The organism is Corynebacterium sp. MSK019, from assembly GCF_030232425.1.
Classification (GTDB): Bacteria; Actinomycetota; Actinomycetes; order Mycobacteriales; family Mycobacteriaceae; genus Corynebacterium; species Corynebacterium jeikeium_D.
The window spans coordinates 47,563-65,504 of sequence record NZ_JASPJT010000011.1 but is presented as its reverse complement, the minus strand read 5'-3'; the positions used below and the strand labels follow the sequence as shown (position 1 = coordinate 65,504).

Genomic DNA, 17,942 nt, shown 5'->3' with positions numbered 1-17,942 from the left:
TTATGACACTTTGAGCACAAATTTTGCCACGAAAGTGTCATAAACCTAGTCAGTAACTATGTGGAGTTTAAGCCAGTGCGCGGTTGACCGCGCTGGTGACTGCCTTCAGCGATGCGTAGGTGATGGAACCAGCGATGCCGGAGCCCCAGACCTTGGTGCCGTTGACATCTGCGAGGACGTAGGCCGCAGCCTCGGCATCGTCACCTGCGGTGCGAGCGTGCTGGACGTATTCCTGAACCTCGACGTTGATGCCGAGCTTCTCCAGGGCGTTGGCGTAAGCGGCCAGCGGGCCGTTGCCGACACCCTCAACGGTCTGCTCCTTGCCCTCGTAGACGATGTGAGCCTTGATCTTGGTGGCGTCCGACTCGTTCTGAGGGGCATCGACAGTCAGGGCAATCTGCTCGAGTGGAGCCTCGCGGTCCAGGTACTCACCTGCGAAGATGTCCCAAATCGCCTTGGAGTTGACCTCGCCGCCCTCGGCGTCGGTGACTGCCTGCACGACGGAGGAGAACTCGACCTGCATGGAGCGCGGCAGGTTCATGCCGTGGTCCGTCTTCATGATGTAGGCCACGCCGCCCTTGCCGGACTGGGAGTTCACGCGAATAACGGCCTCGTAAGAACGACCGACGTCCTTCGGGTCGATGGGCAGGTAAGGAACTTCCCAGGTCACCGCGCGCAGGTCCTCGTCGGAAAGCTCCTTGACGGCAGCGCCCGGGCGGACCTTGTCTGCCATTGCGTCGAGGCCCTTGTTCACGGCGTCCTGGTGGGAACCGGAGAAAGCGGTGAAGACCAGGTCGCCGCCGTACGGGTGGCGCTCCGGAACGCGCAGCTGGTTGCAGTACTCGACGGTGCGGCGGATCATATCGATGTCGGAAAAGTCGATTTGCGGGTCGACTCCCTGGGTCAGCATGTTCAGGCCCAGGGTGACCAGGCAGACGTTACCGGTGCGCTCGCCGTTGCCGAAGAGGCAGCCCTCGATGCGGTCAGCGCCGGCCATGTAGCCGAGCTCAGCGGTGGCGATGCCGGTGCCGCGGTCGTTGTGCGGGTGCAGCGACAGAATGATGGAGTCGCGGCGGTTGAGGTTGCGGTGCATCCACTCGATGGAGTCTGCGTAGACGTTCGGAGTGATCATCTCCACGGTCGACGGCAGGTTGATGATGATTGGGTTGTCCGGAGTCGGGTCGATGACATCAACCACGGCGTCGACAACTTCCTTGGCGTACTCAACCTCGGTGCCGGTGTAGGACTCCGGCGAGTACTCCCAGCGCCAGTTGGTGTCCGGGTAGTCCTTCGCGATGGTCTTAATCAGCTCCGCGGCGTCGGTGGCAATCTTCTTGATTGCGTCCTTGTCCTTACGGAACACAACATCGCGCTGCAGGATCGAGGTGGAGTTGTAGAAGTGAACGATGACGTTCTTTGCGCCGGCACATGCCTCGAAGGTGCGGCGGATCAGGTGCTCGCGAGCCTGAACCAGAACCTGGATGGTGACATCGTCCGGGATCATGTTCTTCTCAATGATCTCGCGCACGAAGTTGTAGTCAGTCTGGGAAGCGGACGGGAATCCGACCTCAATTTCCTTGTATCCCATCTGGACCAGCAGCTCGAACATGCGGCGCTTGCGCTCCGGGCTCATCGGATCAATCAGTGCCTGGTTGCCGTCGCGCAGGTCGACGGCACACCAAACCGGTGCCTTAGTAATGCGCTTGTCCGGCCAGGTGCGGTCCTTCAGCTGGAAGTCCTGAACTTCCTGGTCGTAAGGCAGGTAGCGGTTGGTTGCCATCTGTGAGTTGCGCTGCTTATTCCAAGCAGGCTGTCCTTCCGGAATCTCGCCAGCAGGAGTGGAGATTACAGAAGGAGCGGAAATAAAAGCGTCGGAAGGAGACATGTTGTGGGCCTTTCTAATTCGGACTTTTCTTGTAGGCCGGCACAACTTACCCCGCGACGGGGAGCCGGCCTTAAATCCAAGCCCCGCCGCGGCATAGAAGCAGTAGTCCGCGTTGCATGTGATGTACCTTACCCCGATGGTTATATGAATTTCATCATTCGGGGGTTTTAGTGGGGGAAATATGCTCAGCCATCCACGCCACCCACCCCACCCATCGATAGTTCTAAAACTAGTACCAATGTATTTAGTGGATTAAAGATGATAGCGTCCTTAAGGTGCAAACTAGCTGGTCTATTCTTAAGCGAGACTTGCGCCGTCTCCGCAATAGCCCAAGAGCGTGGGTAATCATCATCGGCGTGATGATCACCCCTGCCTTGTACTCCTGGTTCAACATCCCGGGCTTCTGGGATCCGTACGAGCACACCGAGAACATCGGTGTGGCAATTGTGAATGAGGACAAGGGCGCGAGTTCCTCGGTTACCGGAAGCCTCAATATCGGTAACCAGGTGGTCAAACAACTAAAACAAAATCATGAACTGGGCTGGCAGTTCCCCGATGCCGAGAAGGCAGACCGGGACCTAAAGCGCGGCAGGGTCTATGCCGAAATCACCATTCCGCCGAATTTCTCGCAGGAAATGGTTGACCTGATTCAAGGGCAGGGGCATCCAGCAAAGCTGAAATACCGCGCTAACCAGAAGATCAACGCGATCTCGCCGCACATCACGGCGCAGGGCGCGTCCGGTATTGATGGTCAGATTTCCGCTTCCTTTAATAAGGAGATCGCGAAGGCGGTCACCGAAGAGGTCAAGGAAGCCGGTGGCCTGATGCAGGGCCGGTTCGACGCTGCCCGTCTCAATTCCGCCGACGCTTTCCAGGATGTCGCTGATGCGGTTGCCAATAGCCGCGATGAAGTCGGCGCTATCCAGGAGCAGATTGGCGATCTGCAGCCGACGATTGCGCAGATTAAGAAGACTCTTGGCAGCGTAGATACGGCCCTCGACGATGCCCAGGATGCGTTGACGCAGGTGCAGGCGATTACTGGTGAGCTCAACAACGAGGTCCTGAATTTCTCCGCGGATCTCAACGACGCCTACCTGCAGGGCAGTACCGCCCTGGTAGAGGGCACCGGTAACGCCAACGCCGCGATCGGCGCGATGACTGGCAATCTGCAGGGCGCAATTTCCCGTTCGGATTCCGCGACGGCTGCGGCGGAGGACATCGTCAAGCAGGCGGATCAGGTCATTGGCGGCCTGAATTCCCTGTTGGATGCCAGCCCGCTCAACGGCCCGGATAAACAGGCAATCCAGCGCACAATCGATGCGCTCGACGAGAGCAACGCCACCAATAAAGAGCTGGTGGAGGGCCTGAAGAATGTCTCTGGCTCGGCGCAGGGAACTCTCGACTCCCTCAACGCCACCAGCGAGGCATTGGCGCAGGCCACTAAGGACGGCAAGGCCGCCTCGGATCAGATTCGTCAGGCGTCCCAGGACGCACTTCCGCAGTTGAGCAAGGCGCTTAATCAGCTCAACGCGCGCGTGGGTTCGTACGCGGCGGCGCTGGGCGCGCAAAAGGACACCGTCAAGGAAACGTCCGCGCTTCTCGACGCTACGAGTGGGCAGCTTTCTGCTGCGGATCAGGTCCTCGAGAGCTTCAAGGCCGACCTTGATGGTGTGCGCGATGGTCTGGAAACCGCGCGTCTCGATGTCCTTACCCTGGGCACCACCGAAGAGCGCGAAGCCATGAACATGGTCAACGACCTCGATCCTGAGGGTATCTCGCAGTTCCTGAGCGATCCGGCTGAGGTTAAGACCGAGGCCGTGTTCCCGGTGGATCACTACGGCTCGGGTATGGCGGCGCTGTTTACCAACCTGTCGCTGTGGATTGGTGCGTTCATTCTGATTGTGATTTTCCGCGTGGAAGTCGACGCGGAAGGTTTCAAGGAAATCACGGTGGGCCAGGCGTACATGGGGCGCACATTGCTGTTGGGCATCATCGCTACTTTCCAGGCGCTGATTGTCTCTATCGGTGACATCGTCATTGGTGTGCAGCATGTCAGCGCGGTTGCGTTCGTCCTCACCTGTGTCGTGGTGGAGTTGTGTTATCTCGCCATTATTTACAGTTTGGTGTCGGCGTTTGGCCACGTGGGACGTGGTATTGCAGTAGTGCTCGCGTTTATTCAGATTCCTGGCGCCGCCGGTCTCTATCCAATTGAGATGACCCCGGACTTCTTCCAGGCGCTGAATCCGTTCTTGCCGTTGACCTACGGCATTGATGCTCTCCGCGAGACCATTGGTGGTTTCTACTCGAATTACTACCTGAAGAACATGCTCACCCTAATGGTCATGGCAGCGATCGCCTACGTGGTCGGCTACTGGCTGCGTCGCAGTCTGTCCTCGGTCAACGTCTTGGTTAACCACCAGCTTGAAGAGGGCGGTCTGGTCAACAACGAAGAAGTCCACCTGGTCGGTAGTGGGTACAAGCTCAGTGACCTGGTCTTCGCGCTGCGCAACCGCGAGGAGTACCAGACGCGAGTCGACGAGCGGATGGAGAATCTGCGTGGCAGCTACACGCTGTTCATGCGCATGGCCATTGGCATCGCCGTGGCCGCCCTGGTGGTGCTGGGTATTTTGGCCCGTAACTACCCGGATCAGAAGGCCCTGTTCTTCGGTCTGGCTTGCCTGTTTGTGCTGCTCTGCCTCGCCTACATCGCGGTGCGCGAGTACGTCAAGCAGTCTGTGATTCACGCCCAGGAGCTCAGCGAGATGTCGGAGGAGGAGCTGCGCGCCTACATGGAGCATCAAACTTCCCATCCGCATGCGTACTCGCTGGAAAATGCTGGTGATTCGTTTGAGCCACAGGCGAAGGTGTCGTCGGCAAGCGTGAAGACTTCCCCAGAAGGTGAAGCCTAATGAGAAACGTTCTTGAAATTGTGCGGAATGACTTTCGGGTGATCCGCCAGAACACGATGACCGGCATCATGGTTTTCGGTCTGGTGCTGATTCCGCTGCTGTTCACCTGCTTTAATGTGCTGGCCAGCTGGGAGCCGTTTGAGAACACCGAAAAGCTGAAGATTGCGGTCGCCAGTAATGACCGTGGTCATCGCACGGATATCGGTGCGATTGACGTCAACTTGGGCAATGAGGTGCTGTCGAAGCTGAGCCGTAACCACGAAATTGACTGGCAGATTACGGATTCTGAGGACGCCATCGACGGCACTAAGTCCGGTGACTACTACGCGGCAATCGTGCTTCCGGAGAACTTCAGTACTGAACTGATGACCTTCTACGTCCGGGGCACCAAGGCGCCGAAGCTGACGCTCTATACGAATGAGAAGAAGAACGCGCTTTCGTCAATCATTACGAGTAAGGGCGCGAGTGGCGTTATTCAGGAGATTGACAAGAACTTCACGCAGGTCGTCGCCAGTGTTGGGCTGGGCGTGATCACCTCGCTGGATGAGTATCTAAACACCTCCGACTCCAAGCAGGCACTGACGCGCGTGCAAAACCGCGTTGATGACACCGCCGCGCGGCTGCGCTCCGGTGCGCAGACTGCTCGTTCGCTGTCCACGCTGGTGGAGACCACCGTGCCGCTGGTGGAGACCGCGGATTCCATTTTGGAAAACGCTGGTGCGCGGATGGACATTCTGCGCAATGGTTCGGGTGACGGCAACGTCGCAGGCGATCTGGAAGCCGCGGTCGGCAATGTCCGCGACTCGGTTAGCACGGCGCTCGACGCAACGCAGTCGAGCTATGAAGGCGTGCGCGATCGCGTCAACGAGCTTGTCGACGGCACCCAGGCCACCAGCGGCGCGACCGCAGATACCTTTGACGCGATGGCGGCCAAGTTCGGCCAGCAGGCCGATGGCCTGACTGCGATGCGCGACCGCCTGGAGGACACCGTGGGGGCAGTGGTTCCGGGTGTCGCTAAGCCGGGCTATGACCGCGCGATTTCCGATCTGAACACCTCGATTGCTCGCACCCGTGGGCTGCAGGAGAGTTTCTCCGCCGTGGCGGCGGATTTGCGCGGTGGCCGGGATACGGGATCGTCGATAAGCCAGGCGAAGGACGCTTTCACGGCTGCGATTGCCGCTGTGGAAAATGCCAAAAACTCCTACGAGCAGAACCTGCGCCCGCAGATCGACGCACTGTCGGAGCCGGTGTCGCGTCTGAGCAACGACATCGAGGTCATTGGCGAGGACATTCGCGGCATCCGCGGTACGATTTCCGGCTCGCCGGTGGATACGCTGCGTAAGACTAGCGCCGCCACGATGGGCCTGAGCACCCGCTTTGATGATTTGGCCGCTCGCTTCGACGAGATTCACAACGCGCTGGAAGAGGCGAAGGACACCGGTGACCTCTCGCGAATTGCTGAGGCCGTCGGTGATGACCCAAGTGCCCTGGCAGCGCAGTTGGCCGCGCCGGTGCAGGTCGAGGAGGACCCCGTCTTCCCAGTCCAGAGCTTCGGTGCGGGTATGGCGCCGTTCTATGCGACCCTCGCGCTGTGGATCGGTGCGCTGCTGTCGTCGGTACTGATCCGCACCACGGTCCGTAGCCGCGACGGTCAGAAGGTCGGCGATGAGGTCGGTGCTGATGAGGTCGAAGCTGCGGTCGATGAGGCGCAGAGCGATGAGGCGCTCGATGATGCGCAGAGCGATGCAGCCGCTGAGGTCGGCGATGATGCTGACGCTGAGGCCGAGAAGTCCAGCGACCAGCAAATCAACGCTGCCCAGACCGATGACTACACCCGCGCCGAGAAGTACTTCGGCCGGTTCGCCACCTTCGCCACCGTTGGCCTAGTTCAGGCCACGCTGATGGTGTTGGGACTCCAGGTGTACGTGGGCATCGATCCCGCACACCGATTCCTGATGCTGCTGGCCGGCTGGATCATCTCGCTGGTGTTCATGATGATCGTCTTCTCGTTCGTCTTCACCTTCGACAATGCCGGCAAGGCCATCTGCGTGCTGTTGCTGGTGATGCAGGTCTCGGCTGCAGGTGGCGCGTATCCGCTGCCTCTGGTGCCGCAGTGGGTCCAGAACATTAGCCCGTGGCTGCCGGGTACCTACGCGATTGACATGTTCCGCAGCTCCATCGCCGGTATCTACGAGGCCGACTACTGGAAGCTGATGTTCATGTTGGCGCTGTTCATCATCCCGTCGCTGATCCTGGCACTGGGCCTCCAGCGCATCTTTGAAAAGGGAATCAACGACATCAAGGACGCAATCGGGGAGACGAAGGTGATGGCCACCTCGTAAGGGGGCCTAATCCTCCGCCTCGTCTTCCTCCGCCTCGTCGCTCTCGCGCTCGGCCTCCGGTTCGCTCTTGCCGTCGCGCGAGAGCTTCCGCAGCCACCAAATCAGCAGCGCAATAATCACCGCCGCTGCTGCCAGGATGGCCCACATCCACCACTGCCACTGCGAACCGCTGCCGTCGAACACGGATTCCTCGTCAGGATCCATCGGCACCTGGTGCCCCGTCACCAGCAGGCGGTGCGTGTTAATGCCGTAAGGCGTGCACGTAATCAGGGTGATTAGGTCTTCTCCGGGGACGCGTCGTAAAGCATCGGTTTCATCCGGCTTTACGACGGCTACGTCGTGGACCTCATACTTCAACTTATGACCCGCGACTGCGATGTAGAACGCGTCGCCCTTTTTGACCTTGTCGAGGTTGTCCCACAGCGTCGCATTTTGCAGACCCGTATGCGCCGACAGCGACGCGTGGCGACCTTCACCCTCGCCCACGCCGCCGACCGGGAAGTCGGTGCCGTAGAGGTGACCGACCCCGCGCGAAAGCGATTTTTCCGAAGTGCCGTGGAAAATGGGCAGGTCAGAGTTGATGGACGGGATGACGATGCGGCCGAGCGCGTCGGTCTCGCCAAGCACGTCGAGGTAGTGACGATAGCGCTGGTACTCCGGGGAAGACTCGTCATCGGAGGTGGTCCAGGCGTCGCCGGGATTGACCTCGCCGAGGCTGGCGTTGTACTCGTGGGCCTCGTTCCAGGCGGTGTCCAAGACCTCGGGAGGAGCGGATTTCTCCAGCTTGGAGTACTCATCTGCGGCGCGGGCCTGCAGGAAGTTGTTCCACTGCGTTGCGACAACCGGGTACAGCAGCACGCCCAAACCGCCAATGATCAACAGCAGGGCGATGATGGTGTTCGAGTTGAGCTTCTTGCCCTTTTGGGGCTTTGCTTTGGTGTTGGTTGCAGCGCTGACGTTGGTGTTGTTTGCGCGTTCGGACTTCCGCTTAGATGTCGGTTTGGATGCCCGCTTGGAAGTTGCCCGCTTGGAATGGGAATGACGCCCCATCGAGTCCTACCTTTGGTGACCTTGTGCATAGCGGCCACGGGTCTTTCTCACCAGGGATAATTCCCGGGCAGGGGATAGCCAGGCCGACAAATCGCTAACGACTTAATAAGTGCACATACCAATTTAGGTCATGCAACCCGGGAGAGCTGAACTCTACTTACCGAGCGGTGGCATCGGTGGAGTCTGTGGTGGTGATTTCGGTGCTTGGGGCGTCGGTGGTTGCGGTGTTTGCATCGGCTTTTGCGGAGCTTGGGGCGCTTGTGGAGGCTGTGGCGGTGGCTTCTGCCGGCCGAGCCGCCAGGGTAATAGTGGCAGAAATCATGGTCGCCAGTGCGATAAACAGCGCCACCCACTGCACACCAACTGCCTGGAAGCGTTCACCAAGAACGATGTATCCCAAGCTGAAGGCAACAATCGGCTCCACGACGGTCATAGCTGGTAGCGAAGCCTGCAACGGTCCCGCGTTAAAAGCCGCCTGCTGCAGGCCGACGCCAATAACCGCCAGTGCCACCAGCAGCCAGAGTTCCCAGGAGAGCAGGAGCTGGACGAGTCCGTCGTTGACATAGGTATCGACCACCGACTTAGACAGCAGCGCGACGAAGCCGTACAGCCAGCCGGTTGCCGTGCCGAGCAGCAGGGCCTTCGGGTTCTGGCGTAGCACTCCGCGCTGTTTGGTGTCTGAGCCGCCACCGGTGCCGGTGCCGGTGTTGGGCCACTGAACTGCAGCGGCGTACAGTCCGCAGGTGACCACGCCACCGGCGGCAAGAGCCCATCCCCACAGGTAGGTGGGGATATCGGTGGAGCCGGCAGTCGGCTTGCCGAGCAACACCAGCGTCGCCACCGCAAAAGTAAGCGCCACGGACCAAATCATCTCTGACCGCGAAATCCGCCGACCATTGACCTTCGCCGCCAGCGGGAGCGTGAGCATCAGCTTCATAACCAACAACGGCTGTACCAGGAGCAACGTGCCAAATGCCAACGCTGCGACCTGAAATACATACCCGGCAATCGCCAAAGTCGAGCCTAGCCACCAGCGTGGCAGCTTCAGGGTCTTCGCCACTCCGCGAAGTGTGCTGGTGCCCTCTTCCAGTGTTCGGGAGAGGTTGTGGCGGATGACGGTTCCCCACGCGATGCTGAGCGCGGACAGCAGTGCCAGTATCGCAGCGAGAAGGTCATTGTTCACGTAGGAAATGCTAGGCATGCAACACTTGTCATGTCCACTTCGCAGGGGTTGGGCGGGGCAGTGTTTTGTGCCCGCAGCGCCTCGGGGAGTAGCTGGCGGATTAGCTGGTTCGGCCAAGATGCTGACTGAGCCCGGGCCGGGGAGCCCGGAGTGGAGCTGACTGAGCCCGGGAGTTCCTGGCGCAGTACCGAGAGTTACTGACCTAGTTTATGTCAGTTTTGACAAGTTTCAGGGCTTATTTTTGTCATAAACCTAATCAGTTTCACATTTGCAGCCCGCTGGCAGCCCGCAGCCGCGCCCGATTCACACCCAACCGACACCCAACCCACAGCCCAAGCACCCCAAACACCCCAGCCGTCACACTCTCAACGCGCAGCCGCGCTCACCCCACGCCCAACCACGACTCCACGCAACCACGATCCCGCAAACCCCCACGCAACCCGCCCCAAAACCCCCACGCAACCCCCACGCAACCCCCGCAAGCTACGTTTTGGTAACCCACTATGTAATTACGAATGCGACTCAAGTAAATTGAGTCAATAATAGTTACGTGCATATAGTTGCCTAGTTTTTGGAGGTTGCCGACCATGGCACTGGTTGTGCAGAAGTACGGTGGTTCATCCCTGGAGAGCGCCGAACGCATTCGTCGTGTTGCAGAACGAATTGTGGAAACCAAAAAGCAGGGCAATGACGTCGTGGTTGTCTGCTCGGCAATGGGCGACACCACCGATGAGCTTCTGGACCTCGCTGAGCAGGTCAACCCGGTCCCGCCGGGACGCGAGATGGATATGCTCCTGACCGCCGGTGAGCGTATTTCCAATGCGCTGGTCGCTATGGCAATCGCAAGCCTCGGCGCCTCGGCCCGTTCTTTTACCGGTTCGCAGGCTGGCGTGATTACCACGGAGCGCCACGGTAACGCCCGCATTGTCGAGGTCACTCCGGGCCGTGTCCGTGAGGCTCTCGATGAGGGCCATATCTGCCTAGTGGCCGGTTTCCAGGGTGTAAACCGCGAGACCAAGGACGTCACTACGCTGGGCCGTGGTGGCTCGGATACCACTGCGGTTGCCCTCGCGGCAGCCCTAGAGGCGGACGTCTGCGAGATTTACTCCGACGTGGACGGCGTGTACACCGCGGATCCGCGCATTGTGCCGGACGCACAGCGTTTGGACAACATTTCCTTCGAGGAGATGTTGGAGATGGCCGCGGTTGGCGCGAAGATTTTGCAGCTGCGAAGTGTCGAATACGCCCGTGCGTTTAATGTCCCGTTGCGTGTGCGTTCGTCGTATAGCAATGAACTTGGCACCCTTGTTGATGGATCGATGGAGGATATTCCTATGGAAGAAGCAGTGTTGACCGGTGTGGCGCATGACCGCTCCGAGGCGAAGGTGACCGTGCTGGGCATTCCGGATGATCCGGGCCAGGCGGCGAAGATGTTCCGTGCTGTTGCGGATGCGGAGATCAACATCGATATGGTGCTGCAGAACGTCTCCACCGTCGCGGATAACCGCACTGACATTACTTTCACGTGCCCGCGCGAGGATGCTCCGAAGGCGATGGCGTTGCTGAAGAAGCTGCAGGCTGACAACGACTGGAAGGACGTGCTTTACGACGATCACGTGGGCAAGGTCTCCTTGGTCGGTGCTGGCATGAAGTCCCACCCGGGTGTGACTGCGACGTTCTGTGAGGCGCTCGCTGATGAGGGTGTGAATATCGATCTGATTTCCACTTCTGAGATTCGTATCTCGGTGCTGGTTAATGACCAGGATGTCGACAAGTCTGTGAAGGCCCTGCACGACGCTTTCAATCTCGGTGGAGACACTGAGGCTGTTGTTTACGCTGGTACGGGACGTTAAGGAGTTTTCATGACCACGATTGCTGTTGTTGGTGCCACTGGCCAGGTTGGTCGTGTGATGCGCACTCTTCTGGCGGAGCGTAATTTCCCGGCCGATAAGGTTCGTTTTTTCGCTTCTGCTCGTAGTGCGGGCAAGGAGTTGGAGTTCCGCGGCGAGAAGATTGTTGTCGAGGATGTCGCGGCTACTTCTGACGAGGATCTGAAGGGCATTGATGTCGCGGTGTTCTCCGCTGGCGGCACGCTGTCGAAGGAGCAGGCTCCGCGTTTTGCGGCTGCTGGCGCTGTTGTTGTTGATAACTCGTCGGCGTGGCGTAAGGATCCGGAGGTCCCGTTGGTGGTCTCCGAGGTCAACCCGGATGCTTTGCAGGACATCCCGAAGGGCATTGTCGCTAATCCGAACTGCACCACGATGGCCGCGATGCCGGTGCTCAAGCCGCTTCACGACGAGGCCGGGTTGCAGCGTCTGCGTGTGTCCTCCTATCAGGCGGTCTCGGGTTCTGGCCTTGCTGGCGTGAATACTCTGGCTGGCCAGGTGCGCGAGAACATCGACAACCTGGAGAAGCTGACCACTGATGGCTCGGCTCTGGTTGCGGAGGACTTCGGTCCGTACGTCGCACCGATTGCTTTCAACGCGCTGCCGGTGGCCGGCAACTTTGTTGATGATGGTTCGCTGGAGACCGATGAGGAGCAGAAGCTCCGCAATGAGTCCCGCAAGATTCTGTCTATCCCGGAGCTGGCTGTTGCTGGTACTTGTGTGCGTGTTCCGGTGTTCACTGGCCACACGCTGGTGATCCACGCTGAGTTTGAGAATGCTCTGTCCGTGGAGAAGGCTACTGAGCTGCTGGAGTCCGCGCCGGGCGTGAAGGTCGTCGACGTTCCGAATCCGCTTGCTGCCGCTGGTGTGGATGAGTCCCTGGTGGGTCGTATCCGTGTCGATCAGTCGGTTCCGGAGGGGCGTGGCCTGGTGATGGTTGTCTCTGGCGACAATCTGCGTAAGGGCGCTGCGCTAAATACCATCCAGATTGCGGAGCTGTTGGTCGCGGGCAAGTAGTTAACCGCAGTACTTAAAAGCGTAAAAAGTTAAGCCTCGGCACTTAGTGAACTTCGTGCTCTCAATGACAACTACTCCCCACTAGTCGGTAACTGATTTCTCAGTCCAACTAATGGGGAGCAGTTCACATTTGTTGCGGTAGGGGGCCTATTTTTTTCTTATTGACGCCCACGCTTTCCGCTTGGCTGCAGCGCCAGCGGAATGTGAGATTGTGCGAGCGCAGTGCTGGGGGGGGATTGCGTCACGGGAGGCGCCGGCGCCCTATTTGGCGGCGTGAGGATGTGCAGACGTCGCTAGACTGGGAATGCGTGGCCGACGGCGCCGTATTTGGGGCGCTAGCAGGGGTGAATGTCGCTAGAACGGGAATGCGTTAAAGACACTGATTTGCAGCTCCGCAAAACTGCAGGTCAGGGAATTGTCGCAAAATTCGGAGGCGCGCCTGTGCTGACAGATTCCCGTTCTAGCGACATTTCGACCTTCGAAGTGCAACTTTTCCGACAGTTGGTGCCACGAGTTGCAATAGCGCGAGCATCTCGGCACTGAGAGCCAGGGTGGCGAGGGTGGCTAGGGTGGCCAGGGCGGTGACAGTGGCCAGGGGGGCTAGGGTGGCCAGAGTGGCGTCGGGTGGCCAGCGTGGCGACGGTGGCCAGGGCGGCGATGGAGTCGGTAGCGGCCGAGCAGGAAGCGGACTAACTTAGGGTAGCCTGTTGTGTGGTTAGCCTTATCTGTGTAATATAGGCCCGATTGCTGTGTTGGCCGTAGCCGAAAGAGGCCATCAGTCTCTTGGGGCTACGGGTACTTTACAGCGTTTCAAAGAGTTCCTTACGCGTTAGGCTTTCACATGTTTCGAAACAATTCGCTGACCCGTCGAGCGGCGCTGAAGACCGCCGCTGTCTTGGCAGCATCCACTCTTGTTCTGTCTGGTTGCTCCCGAGGCGACGACGCGGCGGCGTCAAAAAATGAGGGCACCGGGGACGAGCGCATCGCCGCAGTTGGCCTGGGAGACAGCGATACCTTGCTCGCTCTAGGCATCCAACCAGTCCTCGTAGCGCCCTGGGGTGCTGAGGGAGATGTTGATGCATCTGGCGTCGGCCCATGGGCTACCGAAAAGCTCGGCGACAACAAGCCTGAAGTGGTTTACGGTACTGCCAACGGATTCACTGCTGAAATCCTGGAGAAGATCTCCGCCGCTGATCCGGACAAGATCATTGCGGTGAACTCTGCCGTAGACGCGCAGGCGAAGAAGGCGCTTAATGACATCGCCCCAACCACCGTTAAGCCAGACGGTGCCACGGACTGGCAGATCCCCTGGCGGGATCAGGTCAACCAGATCGCCGGCGCTGTAGACAAGCAAGAAGAAGGCGACAAACTCGTCGAAGAAACGCAGAAGGCCTTCGATGATTTCCAACAGCAGCACCCTGAGCTCAAAGGCAAGCGTGCGGCTATCGTCATGCCTTATCAGGGAAAGATCGGCCTGTACACCTCCGGTGACGGTCGCGGGCAGTTTATCAAGAGTCTGGGCTTCGAGATCCCGAAGGAGCTCGAAGGTAACGGGGGCGAGTTCTACCGCGACATCGCACCTGAGAACTACAGCGACCTCAACAACGTCGATTACCTCTTCATCCTTGATTACCAGGGTGCCGCCGATACCTTGAAGAAGGATCCAACATTCAGCAAGCTGGACGTTGTTCGCGAAGGCAAGGTCCGCTGGATGGACGAAAACGTGGGCAATGCAATGAGTATGCCGAACCCATTGACCATCCCCTGGGCAGTCGACAAGTTCTCTGACGCAATTTAATTGAAAGTGTCCGTTTCAAGAACTCGACATTCTTTGGTGTTTTCCCGGCGTTTGCTTACTTCGGCCGCACTCGTTGGCTTGGCTTTGCTGCTGCTTGCCTCCCTGTACTTGGGTTCCAAAGATCTTTCCATTGGCGAAGTGACCAGCATCCTCATGCATGGTCCGCACCCATCTACGCAATCCGGCATCATTTGGGACTTGCGCGTTCCGCGCACCCTCTTGGCTGTGATCACAGGCGCAGCCCTGGCTATGGCGGGTGCCATTGCTCAGAGCTGGACCCGCAACCCCCTGGCAGATCCCGGCATTATCGGCGTGAACGCTGGAGCAAGTTTCGCAGTCGCTGCGGCACTGACCTTGGGCTGGGCAACGACGGTCGGGGAGCGGACACTTGTAGGGCTCGTCGGGGCGGCCGTCGCTGCCTTAATCGTGCTGTTGATTTCCCGCGTATCGCGTAACCCGCTAACTCTGGTACTCGTGGGCGTGGGAGTTACCTTCGCCCTGCAAGCGGCCACGAATATGCTGAGCCTCTATTCTTCCGACACCCTGGAAGGGCTCCGCCGCTGGACCGTTGGCTCTACAGCTGGGCGGGGTATGGAAGACGTGGCCTTAGCTGCTTTAGGTCTAGCACTAGGTGCTCTATGTGGTGCGCTTGCAGCACGCCCGCTGGATCTACTTGCGATGGGAGAGGACTCCGCCCGTTCCCTTGGCAGCTCGCCCACGAGAACCCGCTTGTTGGCTGCCGCAGCGGTGATCATCCTCGCCGGCTCGGCGACAGCCACTGTGGGGCTTGTGACATTCGTGGGCTTCGCCGTGCCACACCTACTACGCCCGTTTACCGGCCCGTCCCTGACTCGCCTCTTGCTGCCGACCGGCATTGTTGGTGGCGCGGCTGTGTTGCTAGCCGATATTGTGGGCCGCTTCGTCCTGCAGCCTAACGAGCTGGAAATGTCCATTGTCTTAGCTATTGTCGGTGCCCCAGTGATGATTCTGGCGGTGCGACGTAAGAAGAGTTCACCGACCTCGAATGACTCGGAGCTGACGATATGAGCGATATGACGTCTATCCGTAGTATTAAGCGTTCACGAAGCAGACGCGTCCTGGCGGCTTCGGCAGGGTTCGCCCTCATAGCGGCTCTTTGTTACTGCTTAATCCTGGGGCAAGGAGCGGTGAAGCTCAGCCCGATGGAAGTCATCGAGGTTCTCACCGGTGGGGGCACACAGCAAGCAATCAACGTGGTGTGGGATCTCCGCCTGCCTGTAGCAATCGCTACCGTTCTGGTCGGCGCGGCTCTAGGGCTGGCAGGTGCGTGGACTCAGACCATGGCCCGCAATCCGCTGGCCAGCCCGGACATTCTCGGTGTATCCGGCGGCGCGGCGGTTTTGGTTGTGGCGGGCACCGTAGTTACCCGCCCTGCATGGAGTGAGGGGGTGCCGACGTTCTGGTGGCGTGCTGCACTCGCTTTGCTTGGCGCACTAGTGATCGTTGGTTTGCTCGTTCTACTCGGTGGCTTCGGGACGTCGCAGCGCGTAGTGGTCATCGGCCTGGCACTGTCTTTCCTCACGCAGTCTTTAGTGCAGTATCTCCTGCTCCGGGCTGACTTAACTCGTGCCACGGATGCCCAAACTTGGCTCGCTGGGTCTACCGGCTTTGTGCGTATGGAAGCTTTGTTTCCTATGGTGTTGGGCCTGTTGCCCTTCGTAGTTTTAGGCCTCTGTGTTACGCGCGATGTCCCTCTTCTTTCTCATGATGACGCCACCGCGTCCACACTTGGGGTAAATGTCACGAGGGTGCGCGCTATTTTGCTCATTGCCGCAACGGGCATTGTCGCGGTGGTGGTTTCCTTTGTCGGCCCAATTGGATTCGTGGCACTATTGGCTCCTCAGCTGGCCAAGCTGGTGGCCGGAACGCCCACGCCCCATCCGTTGTGCTCTACTTTTGCAGGCGCTGCTCTATTAGCTGCGTGCGCCGTCGTGGCGGGCGCACTGCCATTTACATCCCCTGTGGGTTTGGTTACTGCCATCATCGGTGGCCCCGCGTTGGTGTTGCTTGTGTGGTTGGCGGCCCGTCGCGGAACTCTGAAAGGAATGGTTCAATGAACGTTCAAGTTGATCACGTCACCGTGGGCTACAACGACGGCCCAAGCATTGTTAAGGACGTGTCTTTCACTGCAGAGCCCGGGAAGGTCACCACGCTCTTAGGCCCCAATGGTTGTGGCAAGTCGACGTTGCTCAAGACGCTTTCTCGGCTGCTTGCTCCCGCCGAAGGACGGGTTCTTGTAGAGAAAAAGGACGTGCATAGTTTGCGGTCGCGCGAAGCCGCCCAACTAATTGCGCTTTTGCCACAACACCCGCTGTGTCCGGCGGGATTGACCGTTGGAGAACTTGTGGAGCGCGGACGGCACCCTTATCGTCGATCGCTCTGGGGTGGGGGAGCGACGGCGTCAGAAGATAAAGAAAAAGTGCGCGAGGCGCTGAAGAAGACGAAGGTTGACCATCTTGTTGCCCGCGACGTGGCGGAGCTTTCTGGCGGCCAGCGGCAGCGGGTCTGGATGGCGATGGTGTTGGCGCAGGATACGCCAATTGTGCTGTTGGACGAACCGACTACCTACCTAGATCCGGCACATGCGATAGAGATTCTAAGTATCGTGCGGGAGCTCGCTCAAGAGGGCAAGACGGTGATTACCGTACTTCATGATCTTGGCCTGGCGGGAGCTTTTAGCGACGAGATGATCGTCATGAAGGAAGGGGAAAAGATCGCCGAGGGTTCTCCAAAGGAGGCTCTGACGGTGGATGTGTTGCGCGAGGCATATGGCCTGAATGCCGAGGTGTGGGAAGATCCCCGCGGTATGGCTCCGATTATTGTGCCGCGAGGGATTGTGGCTAATTAAGGCCGTGCCCTGCCTAGGAACCAATAGGGGCACCACTGCACGGATTCGCTATTGAGGCCCCAGGTGTGAATTGCGTGGCGCCGTACTTCCTTGCAGAGCTGTCCTTCACCCGCGACCCAGACGTACTTCGACTGTGTTGCGGGGTGTTCGGCACGGTCCAGTTGCTGTAGGTGGGACATCACTGCCGTGCTGAAGTCCGTTGTAGCGCTAAACAGCACTTCTAGGCTGCCCAGCTTGCTCTCCCAGTCGGCGACGAGGGATGGCTCGAGGTCACCATGGTTCTCGGCGACCACTACGAGGTGTATGTCGCGCAACTGTTCCGGGGCAAACGCATCCGCGTAATCCAAAATGGCGCGAACGGAAGGTACGGCAGATGGGTCTGCGATAAGTGTTTGTGAACTTTGCGCGCGGTGCCAGAGGCCCTGGCATGTCCAGATGCCTACCTGGTCGCCAACACGAGTTGCAAGAGCCCAGGCGAGCCCTGGTCCGACGTGCTCATCCTTTGGATTTTTGACGCCATGTGTCGCCACGTCGAAAGTTATCTGTCCGCACTCGGGATCGAGTGAGCGTACGGTGTACCAACGTAAATTTGGGCGTTGGGTCTCCGGCATGGCTGTAACGCTTGCGCGGATATTGGCGCCACCTCCGTGGAGGGGTAAATGGAGATTCTCGCCGGGCTTAGCCGGCATAAAGAGGCCAAAGAATTCGTCCGGGCCGGAAAGCTGAAAGCCGACTAGCTCGGGGGAGCGGATGACAATCCTCTGCAGGTTTTCTGCCGGGGCGCTGACGTCATAAACAGTGGCGCGGATGATTCGATGGTGCGGTTCAGAAGGGGCGGCCAAGAGTAGGTGGTCAGAAAAGGCCGCGCGGTAGGCGGAAGTGTTCGTCGGAGTGTTCAGGGTAACTGGGTTCGAGGTCATAGTGGGAGTTAACTTACCCTTACCTAAAGCAAAAGTGAAAGGGTGAGGGGCAGAAAAAGCCCCGC

12 protein-coding genes are annotated in these 17,942 nt (G+C 59.1%); 8 read left to right on the top strand and 4 right to left on the bottom strand.

Annotated elements, in window-relative coordinates; all coding sequences use genetic code 11:
- Positions 1-67 precede the first annotated feature (67 nt).
- A complete protein-coding gene (leuA, locus tag QP982_RS08895; RefSeq protein WP_049193461.1) occupies positions 68-1,885 on the bottom strand; it encodes a 2-isopropylmalate synthase in 1,818 nt (605 codons plus the stop codon).
- A gap of 275 nt (positions 1,886-2,160) precedes the next feature.
- On the opposite strand from leuA, the gene QP982_RS08890 reads away from it, so the two are divergent.
- Together QP982_RS08890 and QP982_RS08885 are read left to right on the top strand one after the other, a co-directional pair.
- Complete coding sequence (locus QP982_RS08890; protein WP_284870438.1) at positions 2,161-4,794, top strand: YhgE/Pip domain-containing protein; 2,634 nt, start codon at positions 2,161-2,163, stop codon at positions 4,792-4,794.
- Positions 4,794-7,136, top strand: coding sequence for a YhgE/Pip domain-containing protein (locus tag QP982_RS08885; RefSeq protein ID WP_284870437.1), 2,343 nt, complete (start codon positions 4,794-4,796; stop codon positions 7,134-7,136). The genes QP982_RS08890 and QP982_RS08885 overlap by 1 nt, the downstream gene beginning before the upstream one ends.
- A gap of 6 nt (positions 7,137-7,142) precedes the next feature.
- On the opposite strand, the gene QP982_RS08880 is transcribed toward QP982_RS08885, so the two are convergent.
- Together QP982_RS08880 and QP982_RS08875 are read right to left on the bottom strand one after the other, a co-directional pair.
- Positions 7,143-8,186 carry a class C sortase gene (locus tag QP982_RS08880; RefSeq protein ID WP_284870436.1) on the bottom strand — a complete coding sequence of 348 codons (1,044 nt, stop codon included), beginning with the start codon at positions 8,184-8,186 and terminating at the stop codon, positions 7,143-7,145.
- 157 nt (positions 8,187-8,343) lie between these two features.
- Positions 8,344-9,369, bottom strand: a complete 1,026-nt coding sequence (locus tag QP982_RS08875; protein WP_284870435.1) for a DMT family transporter — start codon at positions 9,367-9,369, stop codon at positions 8,344-8,346.
- A gap of 587 nt (positions 9,370-9,956) precedes the next feature.
- Here QP982_RS08875 and QP982_RS08870 point away from each other — a divergent pair.
- From QP982_RS08870 to QP982_RS08845, 6 genes are all read left to right on the top strand, one after another.
- Positions 9,957-11,222: an aspartate kinase gene (locus QP982_RS08870; protein WP_016421883.1), complete on the top strand. Its 1,266-nt coding sequence runs from the start codon at positions 9,957-9,959 to the stop codon at positions 11,220-11,222.
- A gap of 9 nt (positions 11,223-11,231) precedes the next feature.
- On the top strand, positions 11,232-12,272 hold the full coding sequence (locus tag QP982_RS08865; protein ID WP_284857925.1) for an aspartate-semialdehyde dehydrogenase: 1,041 nt from the start codon (positions 11,232-11,234) through the stop codon (positions 12,270-12,272).
- Between the two features lie 841 nt (positions 12,273-13,113).
- The gene (locus tag QP982_RS08860; protein ID WP_016421885.1) at positions 13,114-14,070 is read left to right on the top strand and encodes an iron-siderophore ABC transporter substrate-binding protein; all 957 of its coding nucleotides are present in this window, start codon (positions 13,114-13,116) and stop codon (positions 14,068-14,070) included.
- 51 nt (positions 14,071-14,121) lie between these two features.
- The gene (locus QP982_RS08855; protein WP_222865141.1) at positions 14,122-15,117 is read left to right on the top strand and encodes a FecCD family ABC transporter permease; all 996 of its coding nucleotides are present in this window, start codon (positions 14,122-14,124) and stop codon (positions 15,115-15,117) included.
- On the top strand, positions 15,114-16,166 hold the full coding sequence (locus QP982_RS08850; RefSeq protein ID WP_016421887.1) for a FecCD family ABC transporter permease: 1,053 nt from the start codon (positions 15,114-15,116) through the stop codon (positions 16,164-16,166). Before QP982_RS08855 ends, QP982_RS08850 begins: the two co-directional genes overlap by 4 nt.
- Positions 16,163-16,957, top strand: coding sequence for an ABC transporter ATP-binding protein (locus QP982_RS08845; protein ID WP_016421888.1), 795 nt, complete (start codon positions 16,163-16,165; stop codon positions 16,955-16,957). Before QP982_RS08850 ends, QP982_RS08845 begins: the two co-directional genes overlap by 4 nt.
- Here QP982_RS08845 and QP982_RS08840 read toward each other — a convergent pair.
- The gene (locus tag QP982_RS08840; protein ID WP_016421889.1) at positions 16,954-17,877 is read right to left on the bottom strand and encodes a siderophore-interacting protein; all 924 of its coding nucleotides are present in this window, start codon (positions 17,875-17,877) and stop codon (positions 16,954-16,956) included. The genes QP982_RS08845 and QP982_RS08840 overlap by 4 nt on opposite strands.
- Positions 17,878-17,942 lie beyond the last annotated feature (65 nt).

What these genes read in the sequence shown, in the direction of transcription:
- leuA (WP_049193461.1), bottom strand. Translation starts at nt 1,885, where the DNA reads ATGTCTCCTTCCGACGCTTTTATTTCCGCTCCTTCTGTAATCTCCACT.
- QP982_RS08885 (WP_284870437.1), top strand. Translation starts at nt 4,794, where the DNA reads ATGAGAAACGTTCTTGAAATTGTGCGGAATGACTTTCGGGTGATCCGC.
- QP982_RS08880 (WP_284870436.1), bottom strand. Translation starts at nt 8,186, where the DNA reads ATGGGGCGTCATTCCCATTCCAAGCGGGCAACTTCCAAGCGGGCATCC.
- QP982_RS08870 (WP_016421883.1), top strand. Translation starts at nt 9,957, where the DNA reads ATGGCACTGGTTGTGCAGAAGTACGGTGGTTCATCCCTGGAGAGCGCC.
- QP982_RS08865 (WP_284857925.1), top strand. Translation starts at nt 11,232, where the DNA reads ATGACCACGATTGCTGTTGTTGGTGCCACTGGCCAGGTTGGTCGTGTG.
- QP982_RS08860 (WP_016421885.1), top strand. Translation starts at nt 13,114, where the DNA reads ATGTTTCGAAACAATTCGCTGACCCGTCGAGCGGCGCTGAAGACCGCC.
- QP982_RS08850 (WP_016421887.1), top strand. Translation starts at nt 15,114, where the DNA reads ATGAGCGATATGACGTCTATCCGTAGTATTAAGCGTTCACGAAGCAGA.
- QP982_RS08845 (WP_016421888.1), top strand. Translation starts at nt 16,163, where the DNA reads ATGAACGTTCAAGTTGATCACGTCACCGTGGGCTACAACGACGGCCCA.
- QP982_RS08840 (WP_016421889.1), bottom strand. Translation starts at nt 17,877, where the DNA reads ATGACCTCGAACCCAGTTACCCTGAACACTCCGACGAACACTTCCGCC.